Genomic DNA, 19,183 nt, shown 5'->3' with positions numbered 1-19,183 from the left:
GATATAAATATTTGCTTTTGTGTTTTTTTCTCTTGCTGCCAGTATGTTCAGTGAGTCAGACAGTTATTAGCGGAAGAATCAAAGATAAAGAGGGGAATGCAGTATCCTACATTAATGTGTTGCTTGTAAAAAACTATCGTGATAACACAATAATAAATTATACAATGTCTTCCGACAATGGCTCCTATTCTCTTAAGGTTGGCAATGTCGGTGACAGTTTGCATTTTATTGTTAAGGGGTTTAACATAAGGACTATTTATAAGACGGTTCCCAACAGAAGCAGTATTGTTAATTTTACTGTATCTGAGGAAAAGATTGAGCTAAAGGAAGTTGTGGTAAAAGGAGGAAAGATTTGGCAGCATAGTGACACTATTAATTTTAGGGTTGGGGCGTTTAAATCAGCCGGAGATATTTCCATTGGAGAAGTAATTAAAAAGATGCCAGGATTAGCCGTAACATCTTCTGGCACAATAATGTATAAAGGATCACCTATTAATAAATTCTATATAGAGGGATTGGATTTATTAAAGGGAAGATACGGCATTGCTACTAACAATATCTCTCCGGATGAAATTGCAACTGTGCAGGTGCTTGAAAATCACCAGCCTGTGAAGGCGCTAAAAAAAGTTGTAATATCTAATGATGCAGCTATAAATCTTAAGCTTAAGGAGGACGCAAAGGGTATTGTCTCTGTTATTGCGCTGCTAGGAATAGGATACGGCGGTAATATCAAGGCTGAATGCAGTATTGTGACATCTTATTTTTCCAGGACGTTGCAAAATATGTACATGATAAAGAGTAATAACTCTGGACGTGACCTTGCAGCTGAAATTCAGAACCACTATGGTGCAGGCGGGAACACGTCTTTTACATGGATGGTCAAACCCTCCCCGCCGGCAATATCAAAATACATGTACTATGATAATCGCTCTAATGTCTTGTCCAGTAATTATTTATTTAAAGATAAAAATGATGGTGAACTTAGCATGGGAGTATATTATTTTAATGATAGGGATAAAAGACGCAGCTATTCAAGTAGTTCTTATCTTCTTCCGGACGGATCACGTACTGTTATTAACGAGAATATGTCTTCCTCTGAATTGACTAATAATATGAGTGTTGAGAGTGAATATAAAATCAATAAAGAGAAAATATTTCTCAATGATAAGGTAAACTTCCAGGCAGGATGGTTGAGTGGCAATGGCAAGATATTGAGCGTTGATTCTACATATCAGCATATAAATACAAATAATATAAATATCTCAAATTCATTTAATTGGATAGCAAAAAAAGGAGATTATAAAGGATGGAATATTGCATCATCTGAAGGTTATAGCACAAATCCTCAAAGTTTGTGCATATCACCCTCTTCCTTCCCAAAACTATTTAGCGATGGGCCCTCTTTTGGATTAAGACAGCATGTAAACCTAACAAACTTTTATTGCAATAATTCCGTTGAAAATCTTGCTGCGTTAATGATTAAAAAATTAAGGATTGGCTATGTCCTCTTTGCGAATGTTCTTGGCAATAGGTTGAATAGCAATCTTTTGAATGAAAACACCAATGGGGGATATTCTCCTAATAAGATAGATTCACTCCATAATAAAATAGATTATCTTAATTTTTCCGGAGGTCTTTCTGCGGATATCAGTTATTCTTCAAATGAATTTTTCTTTGGGCTTTACGTACCTGTCGAATATAATTTTAGACGTCTTGGTAATTATATAGGTGCGACTGATTATACATGGGGAAGGATTCTTGCAACACCTTCTTTATCAGTTTCTCTACGTAAACCTAAATGGGAATATGTGTTGTACTATGCAATGTCCAATAGTCATCTAGGAATAAATCAATTGTATGGGGGTTATATCTTGTCAAATTATAGAACTCTTAGTGCTTATGAACCCAATATGAGTGAGCAACATTATCATACTTCAAATTTTTCTATAAGATACAAAGATCCAGCTGACATGTTGTTTTTTGATGCTAGGGCATCATATTCTTACTATAATATCATAAGGCTTTATGGACTTTCATTTGATGGCATATTCTCTAATATCACATCTGAGAAGGTTAGTACTTATGGCAAAAGTTATGGTATCTCGGCTAACATAAATAAAGGCTTTGATTGGAAAAAACTTGGTTTAAAATTTAGTGCGGCTTGGAGTAATAGTAAAATGCCACAGCTCAGACAAGGCGTTGTAGTAAGGTATAAATCAGATAGCTATTCTGCTACAGGAAGTGTTAATCTAGAACCATTTAGCGTTCTTGTTCTATCTGCTTCTTGTTTTTGGAATAGATCGCAAAGCAAGCTTACAGGTGGTGCTAGTATGCCATCAGTTACTTCCGTTATCTCTAATGCTGAAGCAACAGTGACTTTACCGCTTAATATTCTATTGAATATGAATGTGTATAATTATTACAATAATATTCCCTCTACCGGGAAGTCTTTTACACTTTCAAACTTAGGGCTACAATACAAATACAAGACAACAATATTTTTCCTTGACTGGAACAACATCTTTAATGTAAAGAAATACAAGTATTCTTCATTAGATGGCATAAATGAGTACTATTCTGAGTATTATATACGTCCTGCTACAATCATGTTGAGGGTGCAGTTCAAATTGAAGTAATTTTCTGGAATAAAGCGTCGCATGCGTACGGCCCGGCGAATTGCATGCTCGCTACGCTTGCATGCGTACGGCCCGGCACAAAGCGCCGTGCCGTTTTGTGGTTAACGCGCTGTCGCGCGGAGATGCACGCTCCCTACGGTCGCGGGCCTGCGGCCTGGGGACAATGTTACGTAACTAGATATCAGGCACGGATGGTCTATTATGAAGACTGTACGTCAATTGATTACAAAAGATGTGTTTTTGTAAAAACAGAACTTTCATACTCAATTGATTATCACAATCTCCAGTGAACCAGCAAACTAAGACCAACATACCCGATGCACGCTCCTTATGGTCGCGGACTCGCGGCTTTGCCGCTCGTCTGGATTTTCTTTAGAGATTTATCGCAAAAACACATAGCAATTTGCCACAAAAACACATAGTGAAATACCACAAAAACACCTAATGGATGTTTAAACTGTCTTGTCTTGGATACGACAGGGTGCTAGTATACAGTCTGTTGTGCTGATTAGAACCAAATATTCAGGCGGGCGATGTGTTCTCCGCGTTCTCCGTCCTGGACTACGACGACGTCTTTGCCGGCCTTGTTCTTGTAGATGCGCTGCTGCTCTATGTAAGTGTGTGAGTGCCCGCCTATTATGAAGTCTACATTCTCAGTGTTCTGGGCTATCATATCATCGCTGGGGTTTTGTTCAGATCCGTTTAGCATTCCGCAATGGGACAGAACAATTACCAAATCACAGTGCTCCTGATTCTTTAAGTATGCGGCATATTTGTTTACAATTTTATACGGATGCAGAAATTCCATATTCGCAATTGTAGCAGGGCTTACAAGACCTCTAAGTCTAACGGAAAGACCGATGACTCCAATTTTCTTGCCCGCCTTGTGCAAAATCGCATAAGGTTTAACAACATCATTAAGAGGAGTTTTGCTAAAATCATAATTTGCGCACAGTACAGGAAAATGAGCATTTTTAATTCTGCGGGCAAGCTCTTCTTGTCCGTTATCATATTCATGATTCCCTATACATGCAACATCATACTTAAGTGCATTCATCAGCTCTATCTCCACATCTCCCTTGTACAGAGTAAAATATGGAGTCCCTTGTGAAAAATCTCCTGCATCCATCAGCAGCACATGCTTGTTCTCTTTGCGAACGCTGTTAATGAAATTCTCTCTTCTCTCATATCCGCCAAGCCCCTTCGCAGGTCCCGCATTCTCCGGCTCTATCTGACTGTGAGTATCATTAGTATGCAGAATCACAAGGTCTTGCGCACAAGACGAAGTTGCTGCAAAAGCAAGTACCGTTACTGCAACAGAAAATATACTTATGATTTTTTTCATTTTTTGTCCTCCGCATTTTTATTCTCTTCCGCTGTTTCTTTATTGCTCATGACGGGAGATTTGCTCTTTATTATCTGACCGTCTTTTGTCCGTCTGATTTTTGAACCTTTTAATGTGCAGCGGCCATCTAGCTGTGCATCAATATATTTACCTTGTGCGGTTAAGTCTTTGACATAATTAATTATGCCGTCCATCATCAGAATGTTGGTATAAATTACCCCTTCATTTTGCTTAAGAGACACAACCTGGTCTCCTCCGTTAAGCAGAAAATCTATTGTGGCAACATTGTATATTCGGTTGGTATCCAGCGGTTCTCCGTTAATCAGAAGTTCATCTATGTGATCATCCGTGATTGCAAGTTTGGTGTGGCTCATGATTTGGACCTTGTGCATCTTTGCAAAAAGTTCCATGGTCTGCAGCACTTTTGTTCCCGGAAGTTTCTCAATCACAATAGAATTCTTAAACGGAAAGATAGACATGATATCAAAACTGGAGACATTGCCTTTTGGAATTGCTGTACGAATTCCGCCAAAATTAAGCAGTGAAAAATCTATTTTCATCCCTTTGAACTTGCTGGTATCCAAATAATTCTGAGCAATGTTATAAATTGCATCTGCCGCCCAGTTGGTCATTGGGCTCTCCGGGTAATCCTTCTCTAATCCGTTTGGCGAGTAGCCGATAGTGGCATCAAGTGCATCAACTGCAGGTTTATATTTTGCTATGATTTTTCCAGTTAAATTCTCTTTTCCCGCAGGAGTATTCCATGTGGAATCAATCACCGTTACTCCCCATTGTTCTCTTTTATAATTGCTGCTGACCGCGCTCTTGCTGTTGTAACCTTTATAGGTCACCTGAGCAGAAAGAAAACCTGTCGGGAGACAAAAAGAGAGAACTAAAAGTGTCCAAAATATTTTATTTTTTATTTTCATCTTAATCTTAATCTTTGAATTTCAACCATTTGCCTATCTCTTTCCAGCCCGCTTTTTTGCCGTAGGAAAGGATGCCTATTCTGTATATTTTTCCCGACAGCCATGCCATTATAAGGAAGGTTGCGACCAGCAGAACTATTGATAAAATGTATTGCCAAAGCGGAATGCCGGCGGCAACGCCAATTCCGTAGGAAACTCTGGCCATCATGACCATAGGGGAGGTGAACGGAATGATGGAGCCCCAGACGGCAAGTGCGCTGTTAGGGGACTGGAACGCGCTCAGCATGATGAACAAACCTATGATTAAAGGAATTGTGATAGGCAGCATAAGCTGCTGTGTATCAGCCTCATTATCTACGCATGAACCTACTGCGGCAAACATGCTGGAGTAAAGCAAATAACCAAGAATAAAATAAACCAGAAAGGAAATTAATACGCCGCCAAGATGCATGTTGCCCAACATTCCAAATATTGAAGAGATATCCGGCATTGATTCTCCCGCCTGAGCCGCTGCTGCCGTTGCCTGTTGAACAGCTGCTTGAGATTGCACCGCATTTGTTACCGTGTCGGCGCCGGCAACTCCCATCACGGCAGCCACAATTATTCCTGTAAGCATAATCCATATAACAAATTGAGTAAGAGCAACTAATGCTACTCCAACAATTTTGCCTATCATTAGCTGAACCGGTTTTATAGAAGAGACAATTACCTCTATGATTCTGTTATTTTTCTCCTCAATAACTCCGCGCATTACCATTCCGCCAAATAGGAAAATGAACATGTAAATGATAAAGCTGGCAACATAACCGATTGCCATATTTGCCTCTACGTGAGTCTCTTTGTCTTCTCCCTGTTCTCCGACTTGGTATGTAGTGATTTTTACGTCAGTCTGGAAATTGTCTATTACCTTATCCAGATTTGGAATATTATAAGAGCGCAACTTATTGTCCTGCACTGCTTTATCTATCTTGCCCTCAATGTCTGACTGCACGCTCATTCCAACTTGCCCGGGAGAATATATGGAAGCCTTTGTGTTGTTCTCTTTATCCAGCGAGTCAATTACAAGTATTGCGCTGTATTCACTTGAAGATGCAATATCCTTTTTTAATTGAGGAAGTGCTGCCGGTGCTATTGCTGCAAAAGTTGTATTCTCTATGCTGTCCAAATAAGGCATAACAACACCGCTGTTATCTACAACGGCAATGTTCATATTATCCTTGTGCTCTGCTGTGGAAAGTGTTATCAATGTTGGGATTACAATCATTGCCGCAAACAGGAGCGGGGTAAGCAAAGTGAGTAAAATGAAAGATTTCTTCTTTACTCTGGAGGAGTATTCTCTGGAGATGATGATTCCTATTTTGTTTTCTCTGCTCATGATTATTCCTCCTTATTTTTAGGTGCGGTTGCAGACGTGCTGCGATGTGCTGCGGCCGCGGTGTTTTTTTGATAATCTGCAATACCCTGGGATACAGCTCCTCCGCTCTCCTTCACAAGTTTGATAAAGATGTCATTCATGCGAGGCATCAATGCCTGATATGAAATGATGTCTACTTTTGGAACTATCTCATTAAGTATGCTGCGGCTTGCAGTTCCAGGTACAACCTCCAGAATTGAGTGCCTTCCGTCTTTCTCTTCTTTGCTGGAAAGCACTGAAAACAAAGAAGGTACACTGTCGAGAGCTTGCTCTGAATTGTATACAACTTCCACTCTGTTCTTTCCGTGTTCCTTGCGGATTGCCTCAACTTCTCCGGTGATTACAACTTTGGATTTGTTGATGAGAGCTATGTTATCGCACAGTTCCTCAACTGATTCCATGTTGTGGGTGGAAAGAATTATTGTTGCGCCGTTATCTCTTAACTTTAAAATTTCTTTGCGAATTAAATCCACGTTAATTGGGTCAAATCCGGAGAAAGGCTCATCCAAAATGATAAGGCTTGGCTTGTGTACCACCGTGATAATGAACTGAATCTTCTGGGCCATTCCCTTGCTCAGCTCCTCCAGCTTTTTGTTCCACCAAGGCTGAATTCCAAACTCCATGAACCATTTCTGCAACTCTCTTGTAGCATCTGACCGGCTCATTCCCTTAAGGCGGGCAAGATAAATAGCTTGCTCCCCAATCTTCATTTTCTTATACAGACCGCGTTCCTCAGGCAAGTAGCCTATGCGTTCAATGTCTGATAGTTGCATTGTCTTCCCTTTGAATAGAAGTTCTCCGCTGGTTGGCAATGTAATGCGGTTGATGATTCTGATAAGCGTAGTTTTTCCCGCCCCATTTGGGCCAAGGAAGCCAAAAATTTTGCCCTCCGGGATATCCAAGTTAACAGATGTCAGCGCGTTAAAATTGCCAAACTTTTTGGTTATGTCTTTACACGTTATTAATCCCATAATCTGTTTGATTTACGTGCAAAGTTAAGAAAATCATTTTACCTCGTGAGGATGCGTTTTTCATCGCCTTTAAAAAAGTTATATATTTGATTGTCAGCTATTTCTAGTCGTGCGCTTGATAACTTTTGCTGCGACGTGCCAACGTAACACAATGAATACTAATAACATAACTTTTTTAAAGGCGATGAAAGCGGAGCCGCGCCGGAGGCGCGTGCCTTTCCGCGGCTTGAGCCGCGTAAAACCACTGATTGCCTTGCCGCTTTGTGGCAAGGCAACTAGCAGGCTGCACAGCAGACTGCGTTATGGCTGTGTTATGACTGCGTTATGACTGTGTATGACTGTGTATGGCTGTGTATGGCTGTGTTATGACTGTGTTATGACTGCGTTATGACTGTGTTATGACTGTGTTATGACTGTGTTATGACTGCGTATGGCTGTGTTATGACTGTGTGAGGGCTCTTGTAACTCATTGGCCTGATCCGTAGAACGCTAATTACTCATATTCAATTAATTATAAAATATCCTCAATTTTAAATTGAGGATATTTTATAATATGCACAGAATCAATGATATTGATTGTGCGGATCAGGCCAGCAAGTTACACGGTAGCCCCTGCAAGCATTCCAGAGGCATATTTCTTTCTTTGCGGCCACATCTCTTTCGGCGGTGCTTATGGCGAACAGGCAAGCAAGTAAGCAGGCAAGCAAGTAAGTAAGTAAGTAAGCAAGTAGGCAGGTGCTGTGTTACCTCACATACGGCCGGAGCTTTTCTGCAACTGTCGCTGAGATAATGCTAGCTCTCACCAGGTTATCCAATATGCAGGCCTCCGCACCGCTTTGAGAGATGAATAGCGCTATGCCTCTGGCTGCGTAGGCGCCTATGTACGGGTGGCGTTTTAGGAAGTCTTTGTTTTTTTCTGCCATCTCCGCTATGGAGAATTTTTTTATTCCCGACGGATGTACAAATATTTGTTCTTTGAGCATGTTGTACCTCTCCTCATCTATGCCATCTATTTCCATTAGCTGTTCCGGCCGCGCAAAACTTCCAAGTTTTTCTCTGTACGACAATATTTTGCGTGCGTAGTAAGCGCCTATGCCTCTGAGCGATACAAGTGCTGCGCTGTCCGCTTCATTTAAGTCAATGTAAATTTTTTCCGATGTTTTTTGCCCGCGCGGAGCTTGTGCAATTTTGCCATTGCTCAAGGCGCCCGCACTATTTTGCGGCACAAAGCGCCGCAAAATTTTGTGGTTTAACGCGCTGTCGCGCGAGGAGGCACGCTCCCTACGGTCGCGGGCAAAATTCTGAAAATCAGAATTTTGCCTTGTTATCATTACTGCGTTGTTATTTATTCCATTTGATTTTTGGAATGATGTTTCTTTTCCGACATCTGCAGTATTACCCTGTGGAATAGTGATATACGGTAGCAATTCAATGTACCTGGCATCATCTACCACGTACATTTTTTTGAAGTCTTCTTTGCGGCGGAATATGCCGCCTTTTTCTCTGTAGTGGATTATTGTAAGGGCTTGTTTTTCAGAGAAGCCCAGCAGACATAAGCTGTCGGGAGAAATAGTATTTGGATTAAATTTGAAGTGCTGCGGTTTGCTGCCGCGGGTGTAACTGGTTGAATTATTGCCGCGTGTGCTGCCGCGCTGATAACCGCGTTGGTAATTGCCGGGCGAGTAGCCGGGTGTGCCGTTGCGTTGGAATTTGCCGCTGCCTTGATAGCCGCCGGGTGAATTGCCGTCTGCATATTGCACGGATGGTTCATCACCGCCGCATTTGTGCAGCGTGAATGTAACTGTTTGAAATACAAGTAGCAGGAAAATCAGCGCGATGACTCCGCGCGCTCTTGTTGCGGAAATTTTTTCATTCTTCTTCCCGCCCTTCTCTGTGTTGGTCCCTTGTCCCATATTCGTCCTCCTCATCTTTTACGCTATAATCTTTTTCACTCTTTACTTTCTCTGCCCCCTCTAGAACAACAACAATCTCTCCTTTGGGTTCATTATTTTTATACCACTCTGTTAGCTCGGCGATGGTGCCCCTTTTGCATTCATAGTGGATTTTTGAAATTTCTCTACATACTGCCGCATGTCTCTCTGTGCCAATGAATTCGCACATTTGCTCCAATGTCTTTACAAGCCTGTATGGCGATTCGTAAAAAATTATTGTGCGAGGTTCTGCAGCCATCTCTTTGAACTTGGTTTGTCTTCCTTTTTTGGGCGGAAGAAAACCTTCAAAACAAAATCTGTCGCATGGAAAACCTGAAGCAGTCAGCGCAGGGACAAAAGCTGTAGGGCCTGGAAGCGCCTCAACCTCAATGCCTTGCTCAATACAACTTCTGACAAGCAAAAATCCTGGATCTGAAATTCCGGGGGAGCCCGCATCGCTGATTAACGCAACGGTCTGTCCATCAAGGATTTTCTCACAAACTCCGCCGACGGTCTTATGCTCATTGAATTTGTGATGGCTCTCCATGTGAGTGGTTATGCCGTACTTTTTCAACAGCACGCTGCTGGTCCTTGTATCCTCTGCAAGAATCAGGTCAACGCTCTTCAAAACATTTATAGCTCTGAGAGTTATGTCCTCCAGATTGCCTATTGGAGTAGGCACCAGATAAAGTTTTCCTTTCCCTTCTTCCATCACTTTGCTCAGCTGTTTTTAGCCGTCCAATTATTTTTAAAATCTTTATTACTTCCGCTTACTCCTCTGTTTCAGCCTTTTTGATATCGTATTTTCTGCGGATGTGCATGTAAAATCTATAAACAATATCGCTGGTCTCATCCCACTGCGGGTACTCTTCTCTTAAATGCGCAACAATCTTTTTGAAGTTCCCGATAGTATCAATGTCTTGCATAACATTCTCAAATTCAATCTCTTTCCCGTTAAACAATTCATTGATAAATTGCATTTTATCATTAAGTCCCATGCTGGCAATCAGATCATCAACATAAGCGGCGGGGTAATCAACCTCCCAATCATACCAGTCAGGTTTGCTTTTCTCTTCTTTTGCTTTTTCCTCTTCTGGCTCCGCGACAGGTTTTTTCCTCTGCTTCCTCTTCCGCTTCTTCCTCTGCGCTCAATTCAGCATCTGTCGGGACCTCATTAACATTCTCCTCCTCAGGTACTTCAGCAGGTTCCTCAACGGGCTCCTCTAAAGGTTCATCTACAGGCTCCTCAACAGGTCCTTCTTCAAGATCCTCTGCGGGTTCTGCTTCCGGAAATTCATTGTCTGCCGGGACCTCCTTCATATCCTCCAGCTTATCAAGCTTGGACTCAATGTCATCCAGCCGCTTTTCAATCTCCGCCAGGCGATTCTCAAAATCCTTCAGGCGCACTCCAAGCTCTTTTGAAAAACTCTGCAGACAACTGCTAACATTCTGTTTAACAATGTCTTCCGTTGAATCATATTGTTCCAGAACTTTTCCAAGTTCGGCCAGAAGTCCTTTTTTCTCTTCCATAATTTTAATACCTTTGTTCAACCTAATTAGGATATCACAAAATTAGCAAAATGTTTGAAGAAAGAACAAATAAGGCGGGATGGATTGAGGTCATCTGCGGTTCTATGTTTTCCGGCAAGACAGAGGAACTCATAAGACGCTTAAAAAGAGCTAATTTTGCGCATCAGCGGGTGCAGATTTTCAAGCCTGCCATTGATACCCGCTATTCAGATAAGGATGTTGTCTCTCATGACAAGAATTCTATTGAGTCCAACAGGGTGGACTCTTCACAAAATATTTTGTTGCTCGCGACAGATGTTGATGTTATTGGCATTGATGAAGTTCAGTTTTTTGATGACGGAATAGTTGATGTCTGCAATCAGCTGGCCGATAGGGGTGTGCGCGTGATTTGCGCCGGCCTGGATATGGATTATCTTGGCAAGCCCTTTGGTCCCATGCCCGCGCTTATGGCTGTAGCGGAGCACGTTACAAAAGTTCACGCAATCTGCGTAAAGTGCGGGCAGCCCGCCCGGCACTCCCATCGTATTGCCGGCGGAGACAAACTTGTAATGCTTGGAGAACAAGACAAATACGAGCCTCTATGCCGCCACTGCTTCAATGCTGCGATGGCTGAAGAGAAGAAAAACAAATAATTTTTCTATTTATTGATGTACCTGAATGAGAAGCAGGCGGTTATGAAGTAGACGATGGCCTGCGTCCATAGGGCGATGAATTCCGGGAGTATCTGACCGAATTCTGCGCCGAAGGTGTTGAGTTTCAGGTAGCCCTGAATTCCAAATGTGGATGGGAACAGGTATGCGAAATATCTTTCCAGAATTTCGGGAAGTTGGTCAGCGGCCAGGTGACGCCGCTTAAGAACAGCAGTATTACGCTGAAGAACAGGAACATTACCATGCCGGTCTCTCTGTTTTTGATAAACACGGAACATGTAAGCGAGAAAAATATTACTGCAAGCAGGAATGGCAGCAGCAGCCTGTAGATATCCCATGGACTTGCAAGGTGCGGTAGACCAAACCATCTGGGTATCAGTACTGTAATGTAGGCGGAAAAGATAGCGTATATTAAAAAGTAGGCCATGCCTTTTCCAAAAATTACTCTGTAGATCCTTTTTTGGTCTATCTGATTTTCAAATAATTTGTGATTTTTATTCTCTTCTCTGACTGTTCCGGCAAGCATTCCTATTCCCAGGAAAAGCAGCTGGTGAATAATTAAAATCATAACACCCGGTACAAAGAAACTTGCAAATCCGTTACCGGGATTAAACAGAAATTGAGCCTCATACGGAGCAGGGTCTGCACTTTGGAGGGCGAGCTGCTGTGTTTGTCCCGCCGCTTCATACCGATGTATTTCTATGTCTTTATTCTCCTGCAGCATTGTGAAGTTTATTGCAAAAGCCACACTTTTGTAGACAAAGAAGCTGGTCATATTCACATATACGGAGACGGTTGCCTGCTCCTGTCCGTCCAGGACGGTTTTTTTCAAAATCTTTTGGAAGTACAATAATTGCATGAACTTTTCTGCGCCCCATTAAATACTCAGCCTCGTTCATATTTATGCAACGCCTTAGCTGTACCTCTTTTGTGGCATCCAGTTCTCTGGAAAATTTTCTGCTGTAGGCGGAGGCGTCATTATCTATTATCGCGACAGGGATCTCACTCACGGACTCTTGATAATATACAAAACTGTAAAGTAGAGGATAACCCAGTCCTGCAATAAATAATATCAGCATTACACCGCTATCCGTAAAAATCCTGATCACTTCATTCCAAAAAATGGTGGTCATTTGTCTAACGGCATTCTGCAAATATTGTCTTCTGAACTCTTTCATTTCCAATCTATTTAAGCGGGTAGTTTTGGAATATTAAAGCTCTCTTAAGCCTTTTTAGTATTGTAAACGGAAGCAGGCAAAATATCAGCAAACCAACGTAGTTAAGCCATACGGCATTGAAACCGGCTGCAAATATTCCTTCCTTCACATATATCAGGAAGAATTGTCTTAAAGGGAACATAACCGCCCATCCCTGAATTACACCGAGCATGTATTCAACGGGGAATGACATTCCGGCAAGCGACAGAGAGAGAATACCGTACAGTGCCGCAAAACTTAGCCCGTCTCTTAGGACCGGGAAAAGACCTATCATAAATATCCCAACTGCCTGTGCTGCAAATACCAACAGCGTTATGGTTAAGAACATGACCCATATATGCGTGGCTATCGGGTATCCCATTATTCTGCACGCCAGCAACTCAAAGGCAATTCCCATCAGCACGAATATGAAGGTGTAGGGCAGCAACTTTCCTGTGAGGGCATTGAAGATTGAGCCATGGCTTTCCGACATCCAATCCCGGCTTGTCTTCATTTTTAGTTCATAACCAATGGAGAAAACAGTCATCAGCAATACGCAAAGTTGCAGAAGTCCGGGCCATAGAATTGTAGTCAAATATATACCGTAATTTGTCCATGGATTTTTAATCAGGTGAAAATCGGTTTTTATAGGCTGCAGGCGGGCCATCATGCCCGATTCGGGATAACCTTTTGCTTTTAGTATTTCTCTGCGCACTCCTACGTCAAGAACGGTGCCTATGTAGATGAAATTTTTATATGTAAAATTTCCCGGCACCATAAGGCCTTGCTCACAATAGATTCCCACCTTTGGTCTGCGTCCCTCAAGAATATCTCTGTATGCTCCGTTTGGTATATCTATAAAACCATAAATATCACCAACTTGTAGCGCTTTTCTGGCTGCCTGATATTCCGAGTATATCTTCACAACCCGGACACCCTGCTCTGCATCCAAATTTCTTCTCACCATTCTGGAGAAAGAAGAATTATCTCTGTCAACAATTCCGATAGGCAACTCATTTGGTAAACCTTCATCAAATAAAGAAAAGAAAAAGATAGCGCAGAAGGATAGAATCAACACAGTACCAAATAGATAGATTGGACGGCTAAACATTTGCTTCCACTCTCTGTGCAGGACCTCCTTAATGCTTTTGAACATTCGGAGCCAGCCAAATAACCAATCGTTTACTCTATTCTTTAACAACGTTTTATGATAATTAATTCTCTAAACTTTTTTAGAATTATTTACTGTAAACTGCTTTTGCCGAGGTTAATAAATATTACTTAAGAACTTCTGTAATTATTGTGCTCATTCCGGCTCTCAAACCCTTAATTTTTTCTGTGGGGCGTGCGCGGACCTCAAAAGTTTTTGCATCAAAATTGCCTGAAACTTTAGTCGCCTTCCAAGTTGCATAAGATGCCATCTCATTTATGAAATAAACCTTGGCGGTAAATACCTTATCTTCTCCTAATGCGGGTATTTTCAACTTGATAGTCTTGCCAATGTCCATTCCCTGCAGCAAATCTTCTCTCACGTTAAACGTAAACCAAACATCATTCATGTCTATGATGCTCATGATAGGTGCTCCTTGTCCAACAAGCTCTCCAACCTTTGGATATACCTCTGTAATTTCTCCTCCTGCGGGAGCCGTAAGATTAATTTCATCCAGGTAAGTTTTAACTTCTGTAACATTACTGTTTGCGACTTCTACTTGCGCCATGGCCATTACTCTATCCTCTTTCTGCGCTCCGTGAATAGCCATATCATACTGACTTTTAGCCGCTTTCTCAGTTGCAAGCGCCGCATCATACTGTGCTTTTACTTCATCTCTTTTCTGTGCGGAGACAACCTCCTGATTATACAGATTTTGTATTCTGGTATAAGATTTAAGGGCAATATCTGAACCCACTCTTGCTTTTTGCCACATTTCATAAGCGCCCTGGACAAGTTCACTTCTTGCACTTTGATTTGCTTTACGGTTTTGCGCATTTGCCGCCATGCTTCCGGCATTAGCCTGTTTAACTTTTGCCTGAACTTCCGGGCTGTCAATTAATACAACAAGCTGGCCTTTGGAAACAGTATCTCCTTCGTCTGCAAGGAGCTGTGCAATTCTACCAGGAACCTTGCTGGATATTCTATACTCACGCGCCTCAACTTCTCCCTGAAGGATAATCTTTTGCGGTTTGGATGTCAGCCATCCAATTAATCCAAGAACAACTATAACAAGTATCAGCGCTCCAAGTCCTACAAGCAAGCTGATTGTACTCTGTTGTAATTTTTTCATAATGATATATTTTTAATTTTTTATTTTCTTTTTGCTTTTTCTGCATGAGATATTTCTCATTATTTTATCTTTTCCTGTTTAGCAGATTTTTCAGATGTCTGACTGGAATTTTTCTCCGGAGTCTCCTTAATCATTTTAACCGGCCCCTCTTTAATTACGCCGTCATCTTTTGCTCTCTGCCCCTCTTTAATATTTGTTATCCCGACAGCTTTCCTTAAGTAAAGCTCTGTCATTCTTGCATTTATGCCTGCATCAATTTTATCTGACTGAGCGGATACCCATGCCGTCTGAGCGCCAAGCAAATCCGTTACGTTTATAAGTCCCTCTTTATAAGAGATGTTGGCAAGCTTAAGATTTTCCTCCGCAGCACTTATATTGCTAAGCGCGGACTCCAGCTTTTTGTTTGCCTCCCTAACATTAAAATTGGCTTGCGTAACTTGCAGATTGATAAGTTCTTTTGCCTGGTCAATTCTGTAATTTGCAATATTAAATTCATGTTTTGCGGCGCGCAATGTGTAAGTTCTGTCTCCAAAGTGAAAGATAGGAACTGTGACTGCAACTCCCGCTGTAAACATTCCTCCAAACTTTGTCTCATACCCATTGTATGAATTTGGATTTGTTGTGATGTAATTTCCCGTTGCAACAATATTTGGCATAAAGCGGCTGCGGGCAATATTCACATTGCTCTTGGAAATTTTTACAAGCTCCTCTAACTGTCTGATTTCAGACCTGTTATCTATTGCCTGATTAACATCATATCCGGCCTCCAGCTCCTTTGCATTTTCCGGAGAAACATCTTCATCTGCAAGTCCAAAGTCTCCGTTCAAATCCAAACCGCACACGCGGAACAAAGACATCTTTGATAGTTCAACTCCATCTGTTGCGCGGGTAAGCGCAAGGTGAGCTTCATTGAGTTTCACCTTAACGTTAAGCAAATCTCCTTTTGTTGCAACTCCCTGGTCTTTAGCTGCCTGCACATCTTTGCAAAGTTTTTCCAAAAGGTCAACGTATTTTTGAGCCAGCTTCTTTTTATTAATAAGGGAAACCGTTGTCCAGTATGACTGGTCAACTTCCAAAACAAGATTCTCCTCTTCATTATTATGTGCCAGCTTTGCAATCTCCTCATTGCTCTTGGAAATGTTGTAAAGCTCCCTCACTTTGTTTCCCAAGAAGATTGGCTGCGTAAAACCTATGCCGCCAACAAACACATTTTCAATATCATAAGTAAGTGAACTTTTTGGAAGCAATGCATATTGTTTCCACTGTATTTTCTCCGGATTAGTGTAAGGGTTAAAAGGATTTCCGTTTGCATCAACCGGCATTGTAACTCCGTTTACTACGGTCCATGAGTTACTTATTTGGTCTGCAGTAAAACCAAAGGTGCCGCTAGAAGTCTTGCTTCCAACAGGCAGCATTGCGTCTGAAGAAATCAGGGATAAGTTTTTCTGATTCCATGTATATGCTCCAACTGCCTGGAAACTAGGAAGAAACTGTGTGAATGCAGCCTGCCTTAAATTCTCAGCCTGCTGGATCCTTTCCTGAGAAATTTTTACAGTCTTGCTGTTTTGGAGTGCAAACGTCTCATACTCCTCAAGAGTATAAGTTTGTGCAAATGAACTTATCGCACAAATGATGCAAACTGTTGTCAACAAAATTCTCTTCATCACTCTCATGTATATTTCTATTTCTTTTTTCAATCTATTCTTTGGTATCGCGTTCAACATACCATGTAAATCAATCTTACTCTCTACCTATTTAGTTTATCTCTTTTCCTGCTCCTCAATCAGCTTTGGTTCAACATCTCCGCAATCAAAGTGTCCCGGGTGACATCCCTCCATATTCATAGCCTTATAATGTGCGCGGATTTTCTTTAAATCTTCTTGCGCATTTTCCGTTGGCATAAATCTTATGCCCCTTCCAATTTGCTTTCTGCTCCAGTCAAAAAAACCAAGGTAAATAGGCATGTCACAAGCTCTTGCAATTGTGTGAAAGCCAGTCTTCCACTTAGCCGTTTTTTTTCTGGTTCCCTCAGGGGCTATTGCAAGATGCATCTTCTTAGCCTTTTGCACCGTTTCTATAATTTGCTTGGCTGAAATTGCACCATGGCTTCTGTCCACGGGGACGGCTCCCATTCCTCTCAAAATTGGGCCCAAAGGCCAGAAAAAAAATTCTTTTTTTATCATAATATTGGCCGTTCCACCTACAGATGTATAAAAGAACCAAGATATTATGAAGTCTTTGATTGAAGTATGCGGTACTCCAAGAATAATACACTTGGGTTCCGGCACCTCTCCATCCATGACTTTCCAGCCAAGGAGCTTTATCATAAATTTTGCAAAACGCTGTTTCCCGCTCATATTATTCTTCAGTTTCCGTGCCGGTGCTTATAATGTCTTCCATTATAACGTCTTCCCTAAGATGTTCTTGGATAAAGTTTTGTCTGTCGGGAGTATTATTGCCCATATAGAATTCCAGCATGTCATGTACTGAATCATCTTTATTCAGACGCACTCTGTCCAGACGCATATCTTCTCCGATAAAATCTTTGAACTCATTTGCGGATATCTCTCCAAGTCCTTTGAAACGAGTAACTTCCGGCCCTTTTCCAAGTTTGCCTATTGCATCTTGTTTCTCTGCCTCTGAGTAGCAATATCGTGTATCCATTGCTCCGTCTTTCTTTCTTTTTCTTACTCTGAACAGCGGAGTTTGCAGGATGTAAACGTGCCCGCGTCTGACAAGTTCAGGGTAGAAAAGCAGGAAGAATGTCAGCAGAAGCATTCTTATGTGCATTCCGTCAACATCCGCATCCGTTGCAATTACAACTTTGTTATATCTCAGATTGTCAATATCTTCCTCAATTCCAAGAGCCGCCTGCAGCAAATTAAGTTCTGCATTTTTCTTATCGTAAATAACTTTCTTTGAGTTGCCAAAAGTGTTTTTTGGCTTACCTCTCAAGCTGAAAACTGCTTGAGTCTTAGTGTCTCTGGTCTTTGTGATTGTGCCGCTTGCAGAATTTCCCTCAGTTATAAAAATAGTGGTCTCTTCTGCTCTCTCATTGTTGTCTCCGTAATGTATGCTGCAATCTTTAAGTTTCTCATTATTAAGACTTGTTTTCTTTGAGCGCCTTGCCTTTTGGAAACTTGCAAGTTCCTTTCTCTCTTTCTCGCTGGCAAGAATTTTCTTAAGCAGCGGGTCTGCAGTCAAAGGATTTTTATGCAGATAATTGTCCAGATCAACAGTCAGGAAGTTCATGATGAAATCTCTAATAGGGATTCCTCCATTTGCCACGGTATCTGTGAGTTTGGAGTTCAACATGGTCTTTGTCTGATTTGCAAAATCTGGATTGCCAACCCTGATGGAGATGGCCGCCACCATTCCCTCTCTTACATCTTTTGGATCAAAATCTTTTTTGAAAAACTCTTTGATAGTCTTTCCTACGCCCTCTCTAAAGGCGGAAAGATGTGTTCCTCCGTTAAAAGTATTTTGCCCGTTTACAAATGAATAAATATTCTCCCCGGTCTCTGTGCAGTGTGTGATAACAACTTCTATATCTTTGCCTGTCAAATGAATAGGGGCGTAAAGCGGTGTCTCGGACAGATTGTCGTTTATCAAATCCAGCAGTCCGTTTTCAGATTTGTATTTTTTTCCGTTGAAATTAATTGTCAGACCTATGTTCAGATAAACATAGTTCTTAAGCATGGTGTCAATAAATTCTACGTTGTAGTTATATCCCTCATACAGAGTATCATCTGCGGTATATCTTACAAAGGTTCCGTCCTTCTCCTCTTTTGTTTTCTCCTTGCCTTTGCGGATTAAAACGCCCTTCTCAAAATATGCGTAATAACTCTCTCCGTCTATAAAAGACTGTACATAAAATTGTGTAGATGTGGCATTTACGGCTTTTGTTCCAACTCCGTTAAGACCAACTGATTTGCCGTAAGCCAGAGAGCCGTCCTTGCCAAACTTGCTGCCGGTGTTCATCTTTCCTACAGCATCTAGAAGTTTGCCAAAAGGGATTCCTCTTCCGTAATCTCTGACGCTCACCTCTTTAGTCTCTTCATTCAAGGTAATGTCAATAGTCTTGCCCCATCCTTCATGGAACTCATCCACTGCATTATCTACAATCTCTTTAAACAGCACGTAGATACCGTCATCTTGTTCACTGCCGTTGCCAAGCTTTCCCAAATACATACCCGGTCTTCTCCGGATGTGCTCATACCACTCTAGGGTTTCAAAATCACTCTCGCTGTATCCCTTATTCATCTCTCTATTATATTTTTACTCCCGACAGTTTATCCT

At 41.6% G+C, this 19,183-nt stretch carries 17 protein-coding genes; 2 read left to right on the top strand and 15 right to left on the bottom strand.

Annotated features, from left to right (window positions below):
• The first annotated feature begins 50 nt into the window (after positions 1 to 50).
• The gene (locus LKM37_01085; GenBank protein MCI1719615.1) at positions 51 to 2,636 is read left to right on the top strand and encodes a hypothetical protein; all 2,586 of its coding nucleotides are present in this window, start codon (positions 51 to 53) and stop codon (positions 2,634 to 2,636) included.
• A gap of 508 nt (positions 2,637 to 3,144) precedes the next feature.
• Here the strand turns inward: LKM37_01085 and LKM37_01080 are convergent.
• The 8 genes from LKM37_01080 to LKM37_01045 all read right to left on the bottom strand — a co-directional run bounded on the left by LKM37_01080 (position 3,145) and on the right by LKM37_01045 (position 10,756).
• The gene (locus LKM37_01080) at positions 3,145 to 3,981 is read right to left on the bottom strand and encodes a metallophosphoesterase (GenBank protein ID MCI1719614.1); all 837 of its coding nucleotides are present in this window, start codon (positions 3,979 to 3,981) and stop codon (positions 3,145 to 3,147) included.
• Positions 3,978 to 4,910 carry a 5'-nucleotidase C-terminal domain-containing protein gene (locus tag LKM37_01075; GenBank protein MCI1719613.1) on the bottom strand — a complete coding sequence of 311 codons (933 nt, stop codon included), beginning with the start codon at positions 4,908 to 4,910 and terminating at the stop codon, positions 3,978 to 3,980. Before LKM37_01075 ends, LKM37_01080 begins: the two co-directional genes overlap by 4 nt.
• Before the next feature lie 7 nt (positions 4,911 to 4,917).
• Positions 4,918 to 6,285, bottom strand: coding sequence for an ABC transporter permease (locus tag LKM37_01070; protein ID MCI1719612.1), 1,368 nt, complete (start codon positions 6,283 to 6,285; stop codon positions 4,918 to 4,920).
• Between the two features lie 2 nt (positions 6,286 to 6,287).
• Complete coding sequence (locus LKM37_01065) at positions 6,288 to 7,295, bottom strand: ATP-binding cassette domain-containing protein (protein ID MCI1719611.1); 1,008 nt, start codon at positions 7,293 to 7,295, stop codon at positions 6,288 to 6,290.
• A gap of 743 nt (positions 7,296 to 8,038) precedes the next feature.
• Positions 8,039 to 9,223, bottom strand: a complete 1,185-nt coding sequence (locus LKM37_01060; GenBank protein MCI1719610.1) for a helix-hairpin-helix domain-containing protein — start codon at positions 9,221 to 9,223, stop codon at positions 8,039 to 8,041.
• Positions 9,165 to 9,938: a 16S rRNA (cytidine(1402)-2'-O)-methyltransferase gene (gene rsmI, locus LKM37_01055; GenBank protein ID MCI1719609.1), complete on the bottom strand. Its 774-nt coding sequence runs from the start codon at positions 9,936 to 9,938 to the stop codon at positions 9,165 to 9,167. Before rsmI ends, LKM37_01060 begins: the two co-directional genes overlap by 59 nt.
• Positions 9,939 to 9,996: 58 nt before the next feature.
• Entirely contained in the window at positions 9,997 to 10,224 is a 228-nt protein-coding gene (locus LKM37_01050) for a hypothetical protein (GenBank protein ID MCI1719608.1), read from the bottom strand.
• A 58-nt stretch (positions 10,225 to 10,282) separates the two neighbouring features.
• Positions 10,283 to 10,756 (bottom strand): hypothetical protein, encoded by a 474-nt coding sequence (locus LKM37_01045; protein MCI1719607.1) that lies wholly within the window; start codon positions 10,754 to 10,756, stop codon positions 10,283 to 10,285.
• Between the two features lie 50 nt (positions 10,757 to 10,806).
• Between LKM37_01045 and LKM37_01040 the strand changes: the two genes are divergently transcribed.
• Positions 10,807 to 11,388, top strand: a complete 582-nt coding sequence (locus tag LKM37_01040; protein ID MCI1719606.1) for a thymidine kinase — start codon at positions 10,807 to 10,809, stop codon at positions 11,386 to 11,388.
• A gap of 124 nt (positions 11,389 to 11,512) precedes the next feature.
• On the opposite strand, the gene LKM37_01035 is transcribed toward LKM37_01040, so the two are convergent.
• From LKM37_01035 to LKM37_01005, 7 genes are all read right to left on the bottom strand, one after another.
• Positions 11,513 to 11,974: an ABC transporter permease gene (locus tag LKM37_01035; GenBank protein ID MCI1719605.1), complete on the bottom strand. Its 462-nt coding sequence runs from the start codon at positions 11,972 to 11,974 to the stop codon at positions 11,513 to 11,515.
• A gap of 139 nt (positions 11,975 to 12,113) precedes the next feature.
• Positions 12,114 to 12,584, bottom strand: coding sequence for an ABC transporter permease (locus LKM37_01030; protein MCI1719604.1), 471 nt, complete (start codon positions 12,582 to 12,584; stop codon positions 12,114 to 12,116).
• Positions 12,585 to 12,591: 7 nt separating this feature from the next.
• A complete protein-coding gene (locus tag LKM37_01025) occupies positions 12,592 to 13,803 on the bottom strand; it encodes an ABC transporter permease (protein ID MCI1719603.1) in 1,212 nt (403 codons plus the stop codon).
• Positions 13,804 to 13,879: 76 nt separating this feature from the next.
• A complete protein-coding gene (locus LKM37_01020; protein ID MCI1719602.1) occupies positions 13,880 to 14,884 on the bottom strand; it encodes an efflux RND transporter periplasmic adaptor subunit in 1,005 nt (334 codons plus the stop codon).
• Between the two features lie 59 nt (positions 14,885 to 14,943).
• A complete protein-coding gene (locus tag LKM37_01015; protein MCI1719601.1) occupies positions 14,944 to 16,548 on the bottom strand; it encodes a TolC family protein in 1,605 nt (534 codons plus the stop codon).
• A gap of 96 nt (positions 16,549 to 16,644) precedes the next feature.
• Entirely contained in the window at positions 16,645 to 17,241 is a 597-nt protein-coding gene (locus tag LKM37_01010) for a 1-acyl-sn-glycerol-3-phosphate acyltransferase (GenBank protein ID MCI1719600.1), read from the bottom strand.
• Between the two features lies 1 nt (position 17,242).
• Positions 17,243 to 19,147 carry a toprim domain-containing protein gene (locus LKM37_01005; GenBank protein ID MCI1719599.1) on the bottom strand — a complete coding sequence of 635 codons (1,905 nt, stop codon included), beginning with the start codon at positions 19,145 to 19,147 and terminating at the stop codon, positions 17,243 to 17,245.
• Positions 19,148 to 19,183: the final 36 nt, after the last annotated feature.

The organism is Bacteroidales bacterium, from assembly GCA_022647615.1.
GTDB lineage: Bacteria > Bacteroidota > Bacteroidia > Bacteroidales > UBA932 > Egerieousia.
This window is presented reverse-complemented; position numbering and strand designations above follow the sequence as displayed.

What these genes read in the sequence shown, in the direction of transcription:
- LKM37_01070 (MCI1719612.1), bottom strand. Translation starts at nt 6,285, where the DNA reads ATGAGCAGAGAAAACAAAATAGGAATCATCATCTCCAGAGAATACTCC.
- LKM37_01065 (MCI1719611.1), bottom strand. Translation starts at nt 7,295, where the DNA reads ATGGGATTAATAACGTGTAAAGACATAACCAAAAAGTTTGGCAATTTT.
- LKM37_01005 (MCI1719599.1), bottom strand. Translation starts at nt 19,147, where the DNA reads ATGAATAAGGGATACAGCGAGAGTGATTTTGAAACCCTAGAGTGGTAT.
- LKM37_01010 (MCI1719600.1), bottom strand. Translation starts at nt 17,241, where the DNA reads ATGAGCGGGAAACAGCGTTTTGCAAAATTTATGATAAAGCTCCTTGGC.
- rsmI (MCI1719609.1), bottom strand. Translation starts at nt 9,938, where the DNA reads ATGGAAGAAGGGAAAGGAAAACTTTATCTGGTGCCTACTCCAATAGGC.
- LKM37_01015 (MCI1719601.1), bottom strand. Translation starts at nt 16,548, where the DNA reads ATGAAGAGAATTTTGTTGACAACAGTTTGCATCATTTGTGCGATAAGT.
- LKM37_01075 (MCI1719613.1), bottom strand. Translation starts at nt 4,910, where the DNA reads ATGAAAATAAAAAATAAAATATTTTGGACACTTTTAGTTCTCTCTTTT.
- LKM37_01040 (MCI1719606.1), top strand. Translation starts at nt 10,807, where the DNA reads ATGTTTGAAGAAAGAACAAATAAGGCGGGATGGATTGAGGTCATCTGC.
- LKM37_01020 (MCI1719602.1), bottom strand. Translation starts at nt 14,884, where the DNA reads ATGAAAAAATTACAACAGAGTACAATCAGCTTGCTTGTAGGACTTGGA.
- LKM37_01030 (MCI1719604.1), bottom strand. Translation starts at nt 12,584, where the DNA reads ATGAAAGAGTTCAGAAGACAATATTTGCAGAATGCCGTTAGACAAATG.
- LKM37_01045 (MCI1719607.1), bottom strand. Translation starts at nt 10,756, where the DNA reads ATGGAAGAGAAAAAAGGACTTCTGGCCGAACTTGGAAAAGTTCTGGAA.
- LKM37_01080 (MCI1719614.1), bottom strand. Translation starts at nt 3,981, where the DNA reads ATGAAAAAAATCATAAGTATATTTTCTGTTGCAGTAACGGTACTTGCT.
- LKM37_01035 (MCI1719605.1), bottom strand. Translation starts at nt 11,974, where the DNA reads ATGATTTTAATTATTCACCAGCTGCTTTTCCTGGGAATAGGAATGCTT.
- LKM37_01050 (MCI1719608.1), bottom strand. Translation starts at nt 10,224, where the DNA reads ATGGGACTTAATGATAAAATGCAATTTATCAATGAATTGTTTAACGGG.
- LKM37_01060 (MCI1719610.1), bottom strand. Translation starts at nt 9,223, where the DNA reads ATGAGGAGGACGAATATGGGACAAGGGACCAACACAGAGAAGGGCGGG.